The sequence below is a fragment of the Amycolatopsis sp. NPDC114504 genome (assembly GCF_055633595.1).
Genome location: NZ_JBVKDU010000001.1, coordinates 1,871,960 through 1,886,342 on the forward strand (window position 1 = coordinate 1,871,960; position 14,383 = coordinate 1,886,342).

General features: G+C 72.8%; 15 protein-coding genes. 10 read left to right on the forward strand and 5 right to left on the reverse strand.

Annotated features, from left to right (window positions below; genetic code table 11):
• Nucleotides 1-31 precede the first annotated feature (31 nt).
• The 6 genes from ACZ7PG_RS08725 to ACZ7PG_RS08750 all read left to right on the forward strand — a co-directional run bounded on the left by ACZ7PG_RS08725 (nt 32) and on the right by ACZ7PG_RS08750 (nt 3,899).
• Nucleotides 32-337 (forward strand): aminotransferase class IV, encoded by a 306-nt coding sequence (locus tag ACZ7PG_RS08725; protein ID WP_470238471.1) that lies wholly within the window; start codon nt 32-34, stop codon nt 335-337.
• Between the two features lie 19 nt (nt 338-356).
• Nucleotides 357-779 (forward strand): peptide-methionine (R)-S-oxide reductase MsrB, encoded by a 423-nt coding sequence (msrB, locus tag ACZ7PG_RS08730; RefSeq protein WP_470238472.1) that lies wholly within the window; start codon nt 357-359, stop codon nt 777-779.
• Between the two features lie 87 nt (nt 780-866).
• Nucleotides 867-1,787, forward strand: coding sequence for a TIGR04222 domain-containing membrane protein (locus ACZ7PG_RS08735; protein ID WP_470238473.1), 921 nt, complete (start codon nt 867-869; stop codon nt 1,785-1,787).
• Nucleotides 1,788-1,853: 66 nt separating this feature from the next.
• Complete coding sequence (locus ACZ7PG_RS08740) at nt 1,854-2,774, forward strand: TIGR04222 domain-containing membrane protein (RefSeq protein WP_470238474.1); 921 nt, start codon at nt 1,854-1,856, stop codon at nt 2,772-2,774.
• Nucleotides 2,767-3,564 carry an MbnB/TglH/ChrH family RiPP precursor modification enzyme gene (locus ACZ7PG_RS08745; RefSeq protein ID WP_470238475.1) on the forward strand — a complete coding sequence of 266 codons (798 nt, stop codon included), beginning with the start codon at nt 2,767-2,769 and terminating at the stop codon, nt 3,562-3,564. The genes ACZ7PG_RS08740 and ACZ7PG_RS08745 overlap by 8 nt, the downstream gene beginning before the upstream one ends.
• Complete coding sequence (locus ACZ7PG_RS08750; protein WP_470238476.1) at nt 3,561-3,899, forward strand: SCO6045 C-terminal-like domain-containing protein; 339 nt, start codon at nt 3,561-3,563, stop codon at nt 3,897-3,899. The genes ACZ7PG_RS08745 and ACZ7PG_RS08750 overlap by 4 nt, the downstream gene beginning before the upstream one ends.
• A 6-nt stretch (nt 3,900-3,905) precedes the next feature.
• Here the strand turns inward: ACZ7PG_RS08750 and ACZ7PG_RS08755 are convergent, their stop codons facing one another.
• Genes ACZ7PG_RS08755 through hemE form a run of 4 tightly spaced genes read right to left on the reverse strand, consistent with a single transcriptional unit; the run spans nt 3,906 to nt 8,459 of the window.
• Nucleotides 3,906-5,243 carry a CoA transferase gene (locus ACZ7PG_RS08755; protein ID WP_470238477.1) on the reverse strand — a complete coding sequence of 446 codons (1,338 nt, stop codon included), beginning with the start codon at nt 5,241-5,243 and terminating at the stop codon, nt 3,906-3,908.
• Complete coding sequence (hemQ, locus tag ACZ7PG_RS08760) at nt 5,243-5,935, reverse strand: hydrogen peroxide-dependent heme synthase (protein WP_155544358.1); 693 nt, start codon at nt 5,933-5,935, stop codon at nt 5,243-5,245. Before hemQ ends, ACZ7PG_RS08755 begins: the two co-directional genes overlap by 1 nt.
• Before the next feature lie 56 nt (nt 5,936-5,991).
• Complete coding sequence (gene hemG / locus ACZ7PG_RS08765; protein ID WP_470238478.1) at nt 5,992-7,392, reverse strand: protoporphyrinogen oxidase; 1,401 nt, start codon at nt 7,390-7,392, stop codon at nt 5,992-5,994.
• Nucleotides 7,389-8,459: a uroporphyrinogen decarboxylase gene (gene hemE / locus ACZ7PG_RS08770; protein ID WP_470238479.1), complete on the reverse strand. Its 1,071-nt coding sequence runs from the start codon at nt 8,457-8,459 to the stop codon at nt 7,389-7,391. The genes hemG and hemE overlap by 4 nt, the downstream gene beginning before the upstream one ends.
• A gap of 88 nt (nt 8,460-8,547) precedes the next feature.
• Between hemE and ACZ7PG_RS08775 the strand changes: the two genes are divergently transcribed.
• From ACZ7PG_RS08775 to ACZ7PG_RS08785, 3 genes are all read left to right on the forward strand, one after another.
• On the forward strand, nt 8,548-9,111 hold the full coding sequence (locus ACZ7PG_RS08775; protein ID WP_470238480.1) for a DUF3000 domain-containing protein: 564 nt from the start codon (nt 8,548-8,550) through the stop codon (nt 9,109-9,111).
• Nucleotides 9,112-9,894: 783 nt separating this feature from the next.
• A complete protein-coding gene (locus ACZ7PG_RS08780; protein ID WP_033261886.1) occupies nt 9,895-10,611 on the forward strand; it encodes a response regulator in 717 nt (238 codons plus the stop codon).
• Between the two features lie 92 nt (nt 10,612-10,703).
• Complete coding sequence (locus ACZ7PG_RS08785; RefSeq protein WP_470239020.1) at nt 10,704-11,924, forward strand: HRDC domain-containing protein; 1,221 nt, start codon at nt 10,704-10,706, stop codon at nt 11,922-11,924.
• A gap of 148 nt (nt 11,925-12,072) precedes the next feature.
• On the opposite strand, the gene ACZ7PG_RS08790 is transcribed toward ACZ7PG_RS08785, so the two are convergent.
• The gene (locus ACZ7PG_RS08790) at nt 12,073-12,738 is read right to left on the reverse strand and encodes a TetR/AcrR family transcriptional regulator (protein WP_470238481.1); all 666 of its coding nucleotides are present in this window, start codon (nt 12,736-12,738) and stop codon (nt 12,073-12,075) included.
• Nucleotides 12,739-12,914: 176 nt separating this feature from the next.
• On the opposite strand from ACZ7PG_RS08790, the gene ACZ7PG_RS08795 reads away from it, so the two are divergent.
• Nucleotides 12,915-14,378 (forward strand): amino acid permease, encoded by a 1,464-nt coding sequence (locus ACZ7PG_RS08795; protein WP_470238482.1) that lies wholly within the window; start codon nt 12,915-12,917, stop codon nt 14,376-14,378.
• The last annotated feature ends 5 nt before the right edge of the window (nt 14,379-14,383 follow it).

Sequence of the window (14,383 nt, forward strand, 5' to 3'; positions counted from 1 at the left end):
CTGACGGGCGCGGATGGCCTACCGTGGAAGCATGGCCGACAACGGAGCTTCGCTGCCGGGCCAGAATCCTCGCTTCCACGAGGACCTGGTCGGCCTGGATCCGTACGACCCGGAGGCGCTCGCGTTCGCCGAGCACCTCGACCGGATCGAGCGATCCGGTCCCAACTACACCATCGAAGCCGCGCTCGACGGTGTGTCCGACTTCGCCGATTCCAGCAACCGCCTCGGCGGCCTGCGCTACTGGGTGTCGGCCTTCATCGTCGTGCTCATCGTGCTCGGCGTGATCGTGGCCGCATGGGACATCGTCGTGCACGCCCTGGCGTGGCTCGCGGCGTAACGTGGAGCGGGTGAAAGGTATGAAACCCGTTGTCGGCGCCACCCCCCGCGTCGTGAAGTCCGAGCAGGAATGGCGGGAGCAGCTGGGCCCGGAAGAGTACGCCGTGCTCCGCCAGGCCGACACCGAACGGCCGTTCACCGGTGAGTACACCGACACGAAGACCACCGGCGTCTACGAGTGCCGGGCTTGCGGTGCCGAGCTCTTCCGCAGCGACACCAAGTTCGAAAGCCACTGCGGGTGGCCGTCGTTCTTCGACCCGGCGGACTCCGACGCCGTCCTGCTGCGCGAGGACCGCGCGATGGGGATGAAGCGGATCGAGGTGCTCTGCGGCTCCTGCCACAGCCACCTCGGGCACGTCTTCGAGGGCGAGGGCTACGCGACCCCGACCGACCAGCGCTACTGCATCAACTCGATTTCGCTGAAGCTGGTGCCCCAGTCGTAGCACCGCCAGCCTAAATCCTCCTCAAGCCGACAACCGCCGCCCTTCCTCGAACGTAGTCTCCGCACACGGACGAGGGAGGGCGGCGTCATGACCGACACCTGGGGCATTCCCGGACCGCTGTTCACGGGCCTCTACCTGGGCCTGCTGCTCGTACCCGCGGCCTACGCCGCGGTGCGCGTCGCGCTGCTGCGGCGCGGCCGCGCGGGTGGCGCGCCGGAACGGGCCGAAGAACTCGCGCTGCTGACCGGGGGACGCACGCGCGCCGGCGAGTTCGTCGTCGCGCGGCTGCTGGACGGCAAGGTCATCCGGATGGACGGCACCGGCCGCGTGCACCGCGTCCGGGGCAGCGCGCCGGACGACCTGGGCCGGGCCGCGCTGGTCCGGATCAGCAAGACCGGCACGACCGTCGCCTCGGTGAGCCGTGAAGTGCTGCACCACCCGGCGCTGGCCGACCTGGAGAACGGCCTGATCGCGCGCGGCCTGCTCGTCGACGCCCGGAAGATCCGCCGGACCTGGGTGTTCACCGCCGTCGCGTACTGGGCGCTCGTCGTCTTCGGCGTGGTCCGGCTGATCGCCGGCAGCTCGACCGGGCACCCCGTCGGCTTCCTGCTGGGCCTGCTGCTGCTCGGCCTGGTCACGGCCATCTTCGTCACGACCCGGGCCGCGAACGCGCCCGAGGTCAAAGCCACCGCCGCCGGGCGGGCCGCGGCCGGCGAGGCCGAGCGCGCCGGCTCGCTGACGTCCGGCCCGGCGGGCGCGGTCGCCGCCGGCGGGTTCGGCAGACACCCCGACAAGGACGTCCGGCTGGCCGTCAGCCGCGCCACGGTGGTGTCGACGTCCCGGGCCCACAGCCGCGGCGGCCGGTGGGCGGCGGCCAGTAGCGGCGGCGGGTTCGTCGGCTACTACGGCGGCAGCTCGTGCAGCGGAGGCGGCGGCAGCTCCTGCGGCGGCGGTGGTGGGGGCGGCAGCTCCTGCGGCGGCGGTGGCGGCGGGGGTTGCGGCGGTTGAAACGCCGACGCGACCACCCGCGTCTCACAGCTACGGTAACCGCAACTCAGTGAGGGGAGACGGGCGATGAACGACCCGTGGGGCATCTCCGGACCGGATTTCGTGGTCCTCTACATCGCACTGCTCGGCGCGGCGCTGCTGCTCCGGCTCATCGTGTCCGGGGTCGTCGCCGCCCGCGCGTTGCGGGCCGACAACGTCCAGCCGGGACCGCCGCCGACCGTCTACCAGCTCGCGTTCCTCGCGGGCGGGCCCGACCGGGCCGTCGACGCGGCGATCGCGGCGCTGGTGGAGCGCGGCCAGCTGCGCGTCAACAGCTACAAGCAGGTCAGCCAGGCCGGCGCGCGGCCGTCCGAGCCGCTGGAGCAGGCGGTCTTCGACGCGGCGCAGCTGAAGACGACGGCGACGCTGCGCGCCTACGGCCGCCGGTCGGCCGCGATGCGGGCGCTGGAGGAGGGTCTCGACCAGCGGGGTCTGCTGGCGTCGGCGGCCGCCAAGCGGCAGTCCCGGACGTTCGGGCTCGTGCTGCAGCTGGCCGTACTGGTGGTCGGCGTCCTGCGGCTGGTCAACGGCATCTCGCTCGGCCGGCCGGTCGGGGTCCTGGTGTTCCTGGTGCTGATCGCGGCGGTGCTGACGATCGTGGCCGCGGTCCGGCGGTCGAAGACCGGGCCCCGGCAGCCGTCGGCCGCCGGGCAGCGCCTGCTCGGCCAGGCGCGGTCCGCGGCGAGCGGCCCGGTGCCGGCCGGGATGCTGGCGGGCGGCGTGCTGCTCGGCGGCGCCGTGGCCGCGGTCGCCCTCGGCGGCTGGGCGATGTACCCGGACGAGGAGCTGAGCGCGGCGCTGATGCCGCCCGCGGGCTCCTTCGGCGGCGGCGGGTCGTCGGGCGGGTCGTCGTGCTCCAGCTCGTCGTGCAGCAGCGGGTCGTCGTGCAGCAGCGGGTCTTCCTGCGGCGGCGGCTCGTCGTGCGGCGGAGGTGGCTGCGGTGGGTGAGCTGGGCATCGGCATCGGCTGGCGGCACGAGCTGGACCTGTCCATCGCGCGGCTGCCCGGCGTCGACTGGGTGGAGGTGGTCGCCGAGAACCTGCACGCCGACCACCTCCCGGAGACGCTCGTCGCGCTGCGGAAGCGGATGCCGGTGCTGCCGCACGCGGTGTCCCTGTCGCTGGGCGGGGCCGAGCCCTTGGACACCGGACGCGTCCAGCACCTCGCGGAGATCGCGCGGGCGCTGGACGCGCCGCTGGTGAGCGACCACGTGTGCTTCGTGCGCGCGGGCGGGCTCGACTCGGGCCACCTGATGCCGCTCCCCCGCACCCGCGAGGCCCTGGACGTGCTGGTGGCCAACGTCCGGCTCGCCCAGTCCATCGTGGACGTCCCGTTCGCGCTCGAGAACATCGCGGCGGTGCTGGACTGGCCGGACGCCGAGCTGACCGAGGAGCAGTTCCTCACCGAGCTGACCGAGCGGACGGACTGCCGGCTGATCATCGACGTGGCGAACCTGTACGCCAACGCCCGCAACATCGGCACCGACCCGGAGCGGTTCCTCGACGGCATCCCCTGGGAGCGGCTGGCGTACGTGCACATGGCGGGCGGAACCGAGCGCGACGGCGTGTACCACGACACCCACGCCCACCCGGTGCTGCCGGAGGTGCTTTCGCTGCTCGCGGAGCTCCGCCGCCGCACGGATCCGCCGGGGGTGCTGCTGGAACGCGACGACGACTACCCGACCGACGACGAGCTCGCGGCGGAGCTGGCGGCGTTGCGGGCGGCGGTGGCGGGGTGAGCCGGGCGGAGCTGGCGGCTCAGCAGGCGTCGTTGCTGCGGGCGTTGTTGGCCGACGGGCCGGCGCCGGAGGGTTTCGACGCTTCGCGGCTTCGCGTGGAGGCTCAGGTCCTGCGCCGGAAGCACGGGCGGGTGCTGGCGTATCAGCGGCCGGAGCTGGCGGAGCAGCTCGGGGACCGGTTCGGGCCGCTGTTCGCGGAGTTCAATGCTGCGCGGCCGAAGCGGGATACTGAGCGGTCGGGGGCGTATGCGGATGCGTTTGTGACGTGGTTGATCGAGGGTGGGCATGTGCCGAAGCCGAAGCGGGGCTTGGTTTCCCGGCTCCGGCGGCGGTAGTCCGCGTCAGGGTGTCCAAGTCGGCTTGTCGACACCCGGCAACCGTGTCCCGAAGTCCCACCGGGGCTCCGCTCCCGGCAACCCGCCCGCCATCCGGACTCGCGTCAGCCGGCCGTAGCCGCTGTCCACTTCCTCCGTCAGGTCCGCGAAATCCACCTCAGCACCCGCAGGATCCTTGCGCCCCAACGAATCCAGCCAACGGCCCGTCCCCGCCAGAGACAGCCGGACCCGCCACGTGCCGCCGTCGGTTACCTGGCGGCGCAACGCCGTCATCACCGCCGCCGCCGCGAGCCAGCCCGTTCCGTGGTCCAGTGCCTGGACCGGGAGCGGCGAAGGGTCGGGACCGAAAGCCATTCCGTTCGACATCTGCACCAGGCTGTCGAACCCGCGCCGCCGGGCCCACGGGCCCTCCCAGCCGTACGCGCTCAAGTCCGCGATCACGAGACCCGGACGCAGCTCTGCCAGCTCCGCAGGCCCGAAGCCGATGCGGGCAAGCGCCCCCGGGCGGAACGACTGCACCAGCACGTCCGCCCGGCTGATCAGCTTCTTCAGTCGCGCGCGGCCGCCCTCCGTGTCCAGTGCCACGAACGCCGATCGCTTGCCCTGACCCGTGTCGCGTACCAGCGTCTCGACGCGCGGGAGGTGCGCCGCGCCGACGTGCAGCACGTCCGCGCCGTGGGCCGCCAGTACCCGCCCCGCCACCGGGCCGGCGAGGACGTGCGTCAACTCCAGGATCCGGATGCCGCCCAGTGGACGGTCCGAATAGAACAACGTCCGCTTCGGCGCTTCGCCCATCGGCGCCAGGTCCACCAACGGCAGTGATGCCACCGCCGACCCCTGCGGGTGCGCGGCCCAGTCCTCGGGCGAGCGCAGCTGAGCCGCCGCTCCCCCGGCCGAGACGACCGCGTGCTCGACCTCGCGCGCGCCGCGGCCGGCGACGGCCTTCGTCACCGCTTCCCGGGTCCCGGGGACGCCGAGTCCCCAGCACACCGCCGCTTCGTGACGCGGGTAGTTGCAGTGCAGGCGCACCCAGCCGTCGGCCGTGCGGTAGTTGCCCGACAGCGGCGCCCACACCGGCTCCGGCGAAGCGCCCTCGACGCGCGAGAACCCTTCGCTCGCGAAGGCCGCCGCCGCGTGGCGCGTGTCCGCTGTGACGACGCCGGGCTCGATCTCGCGCAGCTTCAGCATTTCGCCGGCCGCCAGGGTCGCGGCGGCAACCGTCGCGGTCGCGGCGGCCGCCACCCGGTACGGGCCGGGCAGCACGTCTTCGGCGCCGGTCAGCTCGACCGGTCCCGGCGCTTCCCCGGTGAGGGTGCGCCAGACGCCGTCCAGGATCTCCGGCACTACGGGAGGGCCGCGACGAGCTCGGCGGGCGGCACGCGGGTGCCGGTGTAGAACGGGATCTCCTCGCGCACGTGCAGCCGGGCCTCGGTGCCGCGCAGGTGGCGCATCAGGTCGACGATCCGGTGCAGCTCGTCGGCCTCGAAGGCCAGGATCCACTCGTAGTCGCCCAGCGCGAACGACGCGACGGTGTTGGCGCGGACGTCCGGGTAGTCGCGGGCTTCCTTGCCGTGGTCGGCGAGCATCTTGCGGCGGTCGGCGTCCGGCAGCAGGTACCACTCGTAGGACCGGACGAACGGGTAGACGCAGATGAACTTGCGCGCCTCTTCGCCGGCGAGGAAGGCCGGGATGTGGCTCTTGTTGAACTCGGCGGGCCGGTGCAGCGCGGTCTGGCTCCAGACCGGCGTCGACGCGCGGCCGAGCGGGGTCCGGCGGAAGCCGGAGTAGGCCGCCTGGACCTGCTCGATCTCCTCGGCGTGCCACCAGATCATGTAGTCGGCGTCGGCGCGCAGGCCCGAGAGGTCGTAGACACCCCGGACGACGACGCCCTTGGCCTCGAGGCCGTCGAGGTACTCGGTCGTCTCGCGCCCGGCCGTCCCGCGGTCCTCGCCCAGCCTGCCGGGCTCGATCCGGAAGACCGACCAGGTGGTGTAGCGGATGGTGTCGTTGAGCTCGTTGTAGTTGACCCGCGCCATGGTTCCATCCTGTCACCGCGGCGACGCGGCCGCTGCCACGGGTCAGGTGAGAGCACTCACGAAGAGAGGTGGGCCGCGATCCGCTGCGCCGCCGCCTCGGCCGTCGCCACGCACGCGGGCAGCCCGACGCCGTGCAGCGTCGCCCCCGCCACCGCGAGCCCCGGCACGCCGGCGATCGCCTTCTCGATCCGCTCCACGCGCTCGAGGTGGCCCGTGCCGTACTGCGGCAGGCCGCCGCCCCAGCGCGTCACCAGCGTCTCGACCGGCGCCGCCGTCACGCCCGTCAGCCGCGCGAGGTCGTCGCGGACCACGCGGACCAGCTCGACGTCGTCGGCCTGCAACGCGCCCAGGTCGCCGAAGCGCCCGACCGAGCCGCGGACCAGCACCGGGCCGGTGCCGAAGTGCGCCCACTTCCGCGACGAGAACGTGAACGCCTTCGCCGCATAGGGCTTGCCCGAGGCGTCGCCCTCGCCGGCGCCGATGAGGATCCCCGAGGCGTCGGGCAGCCGCGTGCCGGGCGGCAACGCCAGCGCCACCACGGCCATCGACGCCAGCTCGACCTCGCCGAACGCGGCCGAAGCCGCGGGCACGAGGTCGGCGAGCAGCCGCCGGGCCGAGGGTGCGGGCACGGCGAGCACGACCGCGTCGGCCTCGACCGTGTTGTCCGCGGGCGCGTGCGCGGTGGGGTTCGCGCCGATCCGCAGCCGCCAGCCGGGGCCGTGCCGCTCGATGTCGCAGACCGGCAGCCCGGTCCGCAGCTCGGCGCCGGACAGCTCGGTGAGCCGGTCGACCAGCGTGCCCAAGCCACCGGGGACCGTCCCGAACACCGGCGCCGTACTCGGCGAAGCGGGCAGCTGCGCCTTGGCCGCCGCGGTCAGCGAACCGGCGCCCGCGGCCACCGCCGCGGCCAGGCCGGGCATGGTCGCGCGCAGGCCGAGGCCGTCGGCACCCCCCGCGTAGACGCCGCCGAGCAGCGGGTCGACGAGCCGGTCGACCAGCTCGTCGCCGAACCGCTCGCGCAGCAGCGGCCCGAGCGGCAGGTCGCCGCCCGGCAGCCGCAGCTCGGGCAGCGACGGCTCGGCCTCGACGGCCCGCCGTCCCGCCTCGGACAGCACGCCGGCCACCGATTCGGCCGACGCCGGGACGCCCATGACGGTGCCCGGCGGCAGGCCGGTCACGGTACCGCCGGCGTGGATCTTCGCGCGCGCCTTCGTCGGGTGGACGACGTCGAGCCCGAGCTCGCGGGCCAGCGCGAGCATCTCGGGACGGCGGACCAGGAACGCCTCCGCACCGACGTCGTAGGGGACGCCGGCCAGCTCGGTCGTGCGCAGCTTCCCGCCCGGCGTCTTCGTCTTCTCGAACACGACGATCTCGGCGCTGTCGCCGAGCAGGCGCCGCAGCCGGTACGCCGCGGTCAGTCCGGAAACGCCCCCGCCGACGACCGCGACGCGCTTCACAGCTCGTGCACCAGCCCGACCACGCGGGTCAGCACGTCGGGGTCGACGCCCGGCAGCACGCCGTGGCCGAGGTTGAAGATGTGGCCGTCGGCCGCCTTGCCCTCTTCGACGATCCGGCGGACCTCGGCTTCGAGGACCGGCCAGGACGCGTGCAGCAGGGCCGGGTCGAGGTTGCCCTGCACGACGGCCTGGCCGCCGAGGCGCCGGACGGCCTCGTCCAGGGGGATGCGCCAGTCGACGCCGACGACGTCCGCGCCCGCGTCGCGCATGGCGCCGAGGAGCTCACCGGTGCCGACGCCGAAGTGGATCCGCGGCACGCCGTACGCGGCGACGCCGTCGAGGACCTTCGCCGAGTGCGGCAGCACGAACTCGCGGTAGTCCCGCTCGGACAGCGCGCCCGCCCAGGAGTCGAACAGCTGGATCGCGTCGACGCCGGCGTCGAGCTGCGCGCGCAGGAACGTCAGCGCGATGTCGGCCAGGCGGCCGGCCAGCTCGTGCCACAGCGCCGGCTCCGAGTGCATCAGCGCCTTGGTGTGCTCGTGGTTGCGGCTCGGGCCGCCCTCGATGAGGTAGCTGGCGAGGGTGAACGGCGCGCCGGCGAAGCCGATCAGCGGCGTCCCGCCGAGCCGCTCGACCAGCAGCTTGACGCCGTCGGCGACCTTCCCGACCTGGTCGGGGGCCAGCTCCGGCAGCGCCTTCACGGCGGCGAGGTCGCGGATCGGCGCCGCGACCACCGGGCCGGTGCCGGGGACGATGTCGATGTCGACCCCCGCGGCCTTGAGCGGCACGACGATGTCGCTGAAGAGGATGGCCGCGTCGACGTCGTGCCGGCGGACCGGCTGCAGCGTGATCTCCGCGAGCATCTCGGGGTCGAAACAGGCGTCGAGCATCGGCACGCCCTCGCGCAGCGCGCGGTACTCGGGCAGCGAGCGGCCGGCCTGGCGCATGAACCAGACGGGCGTGCGCGCCGGGCGTTCGCCGCGCGCGGCGGCCAGGAACGGGGCTTCGGGCAGCTCGCGGCGGCCGGACTGGGCGGCTCGCTGCGGCAGGGGCGTGGTCGGAGACATCACGGTCAATCGTGCCACGAGCCCGGCGGGGCGTTTCTCTCGGCGCGCCTGCGCCCGCAACGGGGCGTGCCCGCCCTAAAGTCGAAGCGTGACCGCGATGACGCCAGTGCCCGAACTCTTCCGTGAAGCAGTTGTGGCGCTGCAGTCCGTCCGGCCCCGCCGGGAGGTGCTGCTGGAGCCGATGCGGGCGCCGCAGCGGCTCGCGCCGTGGTCGTACGCGGTCAGCTGCGAGGTTTCCGGGCCCGCGGACGTGCTGGCCTCGGGCCGGCTGGTCCTGCTGCACGACCCCGAGGGGCAAGAGGGCTGGGACGGCGTGCTGCGCCTGGTCATGTACGTGCGCGCGGAGCTGGACCGGGAGCTGGCGACGGACCCGTTCCTGCCGGCGGTCGGCTGGTCGTGGCTGACGGACGCGCTGGAGGTGTCGGGCGCGAGCTGGACGGCGCTGGGCGGCACGGTGACGGAGACGTCCTCGGCCCGCTTCGGCGACATCTCCGGCCCGGCGCGCACGGACGACCTGGAGCTGCGGGCGTCGTGGACGCCGACGGACGCCGGGCTGCTGCCGCACGGGCAGGCGTTCTGCCAGGTCATGGCCAGTGTCGTGGGCTTGCCGCCGGTCGGCGTGACGCTCTTCGGGCAGCGCCAGAGCTCCTGACCGGGGTCTCGTCGGCTACGCCGGGCCGCGCCAGCCGGACTCGGCCATCCGGGCGATCATCGCCGCGGTCCGGCGCCGGCTGATCTTCCCCGGCCGTCCCCGCACCGGAGCCTTGTACGGATGTGAGCAAATTTCACATCCGCTGAACGCCGTCCAAACCAACGGGAACCCCCGGTCGGCCCCCTCAGCCCGTCACCGACGGGTGTAACCGCCCTGGCAACTGCCGCACCCCCGGCCGGCCGGCTCGACGTTTCCGAGGCCGTTTCACGTCTTCGCCGATGCCCCCGTTCGTGACGCTCGGCAGTCACACACCGCAACAAGATCAACTTGCGCCACACCGGCCGAAGATCGCCCCCGAAGGCCACGGACAGTCACCGTTCCGGCCGTCCGGAGAGCCCTCGGAAGCCGGTTCGCGAAGTTGATCATGCCCCGGCCGGAGGCACATTCCGGCCCTCCGGGACCCCCATCCGGCCCCTCGTCACTACGCGCACCGGCAGCTGCACACCCCATCTGCACGGCCATTTGGACGCCGGTAACTTCTTTGCATCGTGTTCGCTGGGCTATCCGTTAGCAACCGGCCGTGTACTAGCCCGATCGTGTTACTCCGAACCCACTGAGTGACTGTTCGTTTGAGATAGATACCCATTCGATCCCCCCGCGACGGCCCCAGGGCGGCTACAGTGCCTTCGACGACACCACTTTCGGTCTAAAGCTGGCGCGGCTGAACGGCCGAAGGTCCCGGTGCCGGTCGGGGGGCACGACCGACTCCAGGGAGGTAGTGACGTGGCTACCGTCGGCATTTCTCAGGCCGTCCGATCCACGCCAGCCGGTGCATTGCCGGCGAGCATGGTTCCGCACCCGCGGGAAGAGCTTTTTTCCGTGTTGGTGGTCGATGACCACCCGCTGTTGAGGGAGGCAATCGCAGCAAGACTCGCACAGATGGGTGCGGGGACCGTCCACGAAGCCGCCACGGTGGCCGAAGCGAGGGCGCGAGCACAGGCCACTGGGCCTTGTGACCTGGCGATCCTTGATCTCGGACTGCCGGACGGCAGCGGTATCGAGCTGGTTACGGAACTCCGTAGCCACGGCTGGCCGCGCGTGGTGGTACTCGCATCCTCGGACGACCCGTACGCGGTCCGCTCGGCCTTCCAGGCCGGGGCCCAGGCGTACCTGCTGAAGTCCGCGTCGCCGGTCGTAGTGACCGATGGCGTGCGGCGTGTGCTCGAGGGCGGCGTTTACGCCGACCCGAGCGTGGCTCCGGTGCTGGCCACCGGGACCCGCGTCGCGGGCACCGACAACACCCCGCGCGAGCTGTCCGCTCGTGAGGTGGAGGTGCTCCAGCTGGTCGCCGACGGACAGTCCAACAAGGAGATCGGCGAGGAGCTTTCGCTCTCCGCTCTCACCGTCAAGTCCCACCTGTCCCGGATCGGGCGCAAGCTCGGCACGGGCGACCGGGCTCAGATGGTTGCGCTGGCCATGCGAGCCGGCGTCATCCGCTGACGCAGACGAACCTCCCTGCGGGGCGGGCGGACCAGGCGCGGTACGCCCGTCCCGTAGGGTCGTCGGTTATGGGAAGTGCAGAGGCCTCCGGGATGGAAATCGAGTCCACGGGCGGCCCTGTGCTGCTACGCGAGCCCACCGAGGGCACTCCTCCGGTGGTCACGGACCAGTCCGCGCTGGCTGAAGCCTGCGCGCGGCTGGCCGCGGGCACCGGCGCGGTCGCCGTCGACACCGAACGCGCGTCCGGCTACCGGTACTGGCCCAAGGCCTACCTCGTCCAGCTGCGGCGCGAAGGGTCCGGCACGGTCCTGATCGACCCGACCGAGCTGGACGACCTCACGCCGTTGCGGAACGTCCTCAACTCCCTGGAGTGGGTGCTGCACGCGGCCTCCCAGGACCTCCCCTGCCTCGCCGAGCTGGACCTGCACCCGGCGGGGCTCTTCGACACCGAACTGGCCGGCCGGCTGGCGGGCTACGAGCGCGTCGCGCTGGGGACCCTCGTCGAGCTGCTGCTGGGCTACACCCTCGAGAAGGGGCACAGCGCGGCCGACTGGTCGAAGCGGCCGTTGCCGGTCGACTGGCTCAACTACGCGGCCCTCGACGTCGAGCTGCTCATCCAGCTGCGCGAAAAGCTGGAGGCGGAGCTGGGCGCCCAGGGCAAGCTGGAGTGGGCGCAGCAGGAGTTCGAAAACGTGCGCCTGGCGCCGCCGCCGGCCCCGCGGGCCGAGCCGTGGCGCCGGACGTCCGGCGTACACAAGATCCGCAACCCCCGCGGGTTGGCGGCGGTCCGCGAGCTGTGGCAGGCCCGCGACGAGCTGGCCCGCAAACGCGACCGAGCCCCGAGCCGGATCCTCCCGGACAGCGCGATCATCAACGCGGTGACGGCCGACCCCAAGACGGTCGAGGAGCTCCAGGCACTGCCGGTGTTCAGCGGCCGCGTCCAGCGCAAGTACACGGCGAACTGGCTCCGTCACCTCCAGGCGGCCCGCGCGCTCCCGGCATCGGAGCTGCCGTCACCGTCCCAGCCGACGGACGGCCCGCCCCCGGTCAACCGCTGGGCGGACAAGGACCCGGACGCGGCAGCTCGGCTGTCGGCGGCCCGAGCGGCATTGACGGCGATCGCGGAAGATCGGCGGCTGCCGGTGGAGAACCTGCTGCTGCCGGACCTGGTGCGCCGGACGTGCTGGCGTCCCCCGGCGGAGACGGACGAGGAGTCGGTGGCGTCGGTGTTGCGCGCGGGTGGGGCGCGGCCGTGGCAGGTGGACTTGACGGCGGTGGCGTTGAGCAAGGCCCTGCAGACGACCGCTTCCTGACGCCGGGAACGGGACCCGCCCTCCCTTGGGGGGCGTGCCCTTGTCCAGCGTATCGGGGCCAGCCGACGAAAAGCCGGGCCAAGCCTCCGCTCAAGCCGGCTTGTCCACATCACGGCCCGCATGTGGATCGCCGGCCGGACGCGCCTCCTCAGCCGGCCAAAGCAGCCAGCAGCGTGTGACCCTCCGCGCGCAGTTCCTCCGTCGGCTCCGGCAGCCCCGCCAAGCGGACCACCCCGTCCGCCCCCTCGCGGACGTGAGCCTCGACATCCAACTCAGGATCGTCCCGGCGGATCACCGCGATGCTCTCCACCAACCCGAACACCAGGTCCGTCCGGATGGCCACCGCCGAGGACGCGATCCCGGACGCCGCCACCAACCGCCCATACGCCGCCTTCAGGTCGGCGCGCTCGGCGCGGAAGCGGGCCAGGTTGGGCGACCCCACCTCCGGCAGCAGGTACAGCGCGCCCAGGTTGTGGCGGGCGCCCCCCAACAAGCGGATGTCCGCGTACGCCAGCGCCCACAGCCGGACCGCCGCCGGGGATGTGTCCGCTACCAGCCGCGCCGCCAAATCGAGTGATGGCCGGACCGTCTCGGCCAGCAGGGCCGCGAGGATGTCTTCCTTCGCCGGGAAGTGGTAGTACAGCGACGCCTGACGCAAGCCCGCGCGCTCGGCGATCGCGCGTGTCGTCGTCGCCGCGTAGCCGGCTCCGGTGAACAGCTCGCCCGCCGCGTCGAGCACGGCCTGGCGCGCGTCCGGGCGGTTCGCCGCCGCGCCGCTCGCCCGGGGCCTGCCGACCCCTACCCCTTTGACCACGGCGGTGATCTTGCCAGGTTCGCGGCCCGGACACCCGCACGGACGCCCGGTTACACCCACATGTCGCCGTTGACGCGCGGTCGGCTCCGCCGTTAACGAGCCCCTAACGCGCCGGAGATCGGGAAGTCGCGCCCGGACCTTAATTTCTGTCAAGCGATCGAAACAAGGAGTCTGCAATGTCCGACGAACTCACCGCCTTCGGTTACCGCCAAGAGCTTCGCCGGTCGCTGGGCGGGTTTTCCGCCTTCGCCGCCGGCTTCTCGTTCGTCTCGATCCTCACGACCGTCTTCCAGCTCTTCGGCTTCGGCTACTCCTTCGGCGGCCCGCTCTTCTTCTGGACGTGGCCGGTGGTGCTCGCCGGCCAGCTGCTCGTGGCGCTGACCTTCGCCGAGCTCGCCGCACGCTTCCCGCTCGCCGGATCCGTGTACCAGTGGGCGAAACAGCTCACCCGGGGCTTCCTCGGCTGGCTCGCCGGCTGGATGATGCTGCTCGGCTGCGTCGTCGCGCTCGCCGCCGCGGCGATCGCGCTGCAGATCGTGCTGCCCTCGGTGTGGGACGGCTTCCAGTTCGTCGGCGGCGACCCCGCGGTCACGTCGCCGAGCGGCGCGGCCAACGCCGTCCTGCTCGGCACGCTCCTGCTCCTCTTCACCACCGCGGTCAACGCCGGCGGCGTACGGCTCATCGCGCGGATCAACGACTTCGGCGTCGCGGCCGAACTGCTCGGCGTCGTCGTCCTCATCGCCGGCCTCGCCCTGTTCGCGGTCCGCGGGCCGCAGGTGGTGCTGCACGACGCGCCCGGCACGAGCGCCGGGATCGGCGGCGTGCTCGCTTCGGCGCTCATGGCGGCGTACGTCCTCTACGGCTTCGACACCGCCGCGTCGGTCGCGGAAGAGACGAAGAACGCGCGAAGGGCGGCTCCGCGCGCGGTGCTGCGGGCGGTGCTCGTGTCCGGGATCGGCGGGCTGGCCGTGGTGATCACCGCGCTGATGGCCGCGCCGAGCCTCACCGACGGGCAGCTCGCCGGGCACGGCCTGCCGTACGTGATCACCGCCGTCTTCGGCGACACCCTCGGCCGGGTCTTCCTCGCCGACGTCGCGATCGCCGTCGTCGTCTGCACCCTCACCATCCAGACCGGCACCATCCGCCTGATCTACGCGATGGCCCGCGACCGCGCGCTCCCCGCGTCCACCCGACTTTCGTCGGTGAGTTCGCGCACGGGCACGCCGATCGCGCCCGCTCTCGTGTCGGGCGGCCTCGCGATCGGGCTGCTGCTGCTCAACGTCGGCAACCCCACGCTGTTCAGCACGATCACCGGGACGTCGGTCGTGGTCGTCTACCTGGCGTACCTCCTGGTCACCGGGCCCCTGCTGGTGAACCGGCTGCGCGGTCGCTTCCCGCCGGAGCCGGGGCTGTTCTCCCTCGGCCGCTGGGGCGTTCCGGTGAACGGAGCAGCCGTTCTCTACGGCATCGCCATGATCGTGAACATCGCCTGGCCACGCCCGGAGATCTACGACGTGACCGGTTCGGGCGCCCCCTGGATGCTCCTGTTCCCGATAGAGTTCGTCGGCGGCGCACTGGTGATCGGCCGGCTCTGCTGGCTGCGGCTGCGTCCCGCCCCCGCCCTCGAACCCGCGCTCTGAGAGAG

What these genes read in the sequence shown, in the direction of transcription:
- msrB (WP_470238472.1), top strand. Translation starts at nt 357, where the DNA reads ATGAAACCCGTTGTCGGCGCCACCCCCCGCGTCGTGAAGTCCGAGCAG.
- hemQ (WP_155544358.1), bottom strand. Translation starts at nt 5,935, where the DNA reads ATGGCGCGGGTCAACTACAACGAGCTCAACGACACCATCCGCTACACC.
- ACZ7PG_RS08795 (WP_470238482.1), top strand. Translation starts at nt 12,915, where the DNA reads ATGTCCGACGAACTCACCGCCTTCGGTTACCGCCAAGAGCTTCGCCGG.
- hemE (WP_470238479.1), bottom strand. Translation starts at nt 8,459, where the DNA reads ATGTCTCCGACCACGCCCCTGCCGCAGCGAGCCGCCCAGTCCGGCCGC.
- ACZ7PG_RS08735 (WP_470238473.1), top strand. Translation starts at nt 867, where the DNA reads ATGACCGACACCTGGGGCATTCCCGGACCGCTGTTCACGGGCCTCTAC.
- ACZ7PG_RS08740 (WP_470238474.1), top strand. Translation starts at nt 1,854, where the DNA reads ATGAACGACCCGTGGGGCATCTCCGGACCGGATTTCGTGGTCCTCTAC.
- ACZ7PG_RS08725 (WP_470238471.1), top strand. Translation starts at nt 32, where the DNA reads ATGGCCGACAACGGAGCTTCGCTGCCGGGCCAGAATCCTCGCTTCCAC.
- ACZ7PG_RS08785 (WP_470239020.1), top strand. Translation starts at nt 10,704, where the DNA reads ATGGAAATCGAGTCCACGGGCGGCCCTGTGCTGCTACGCGAGCCCACC.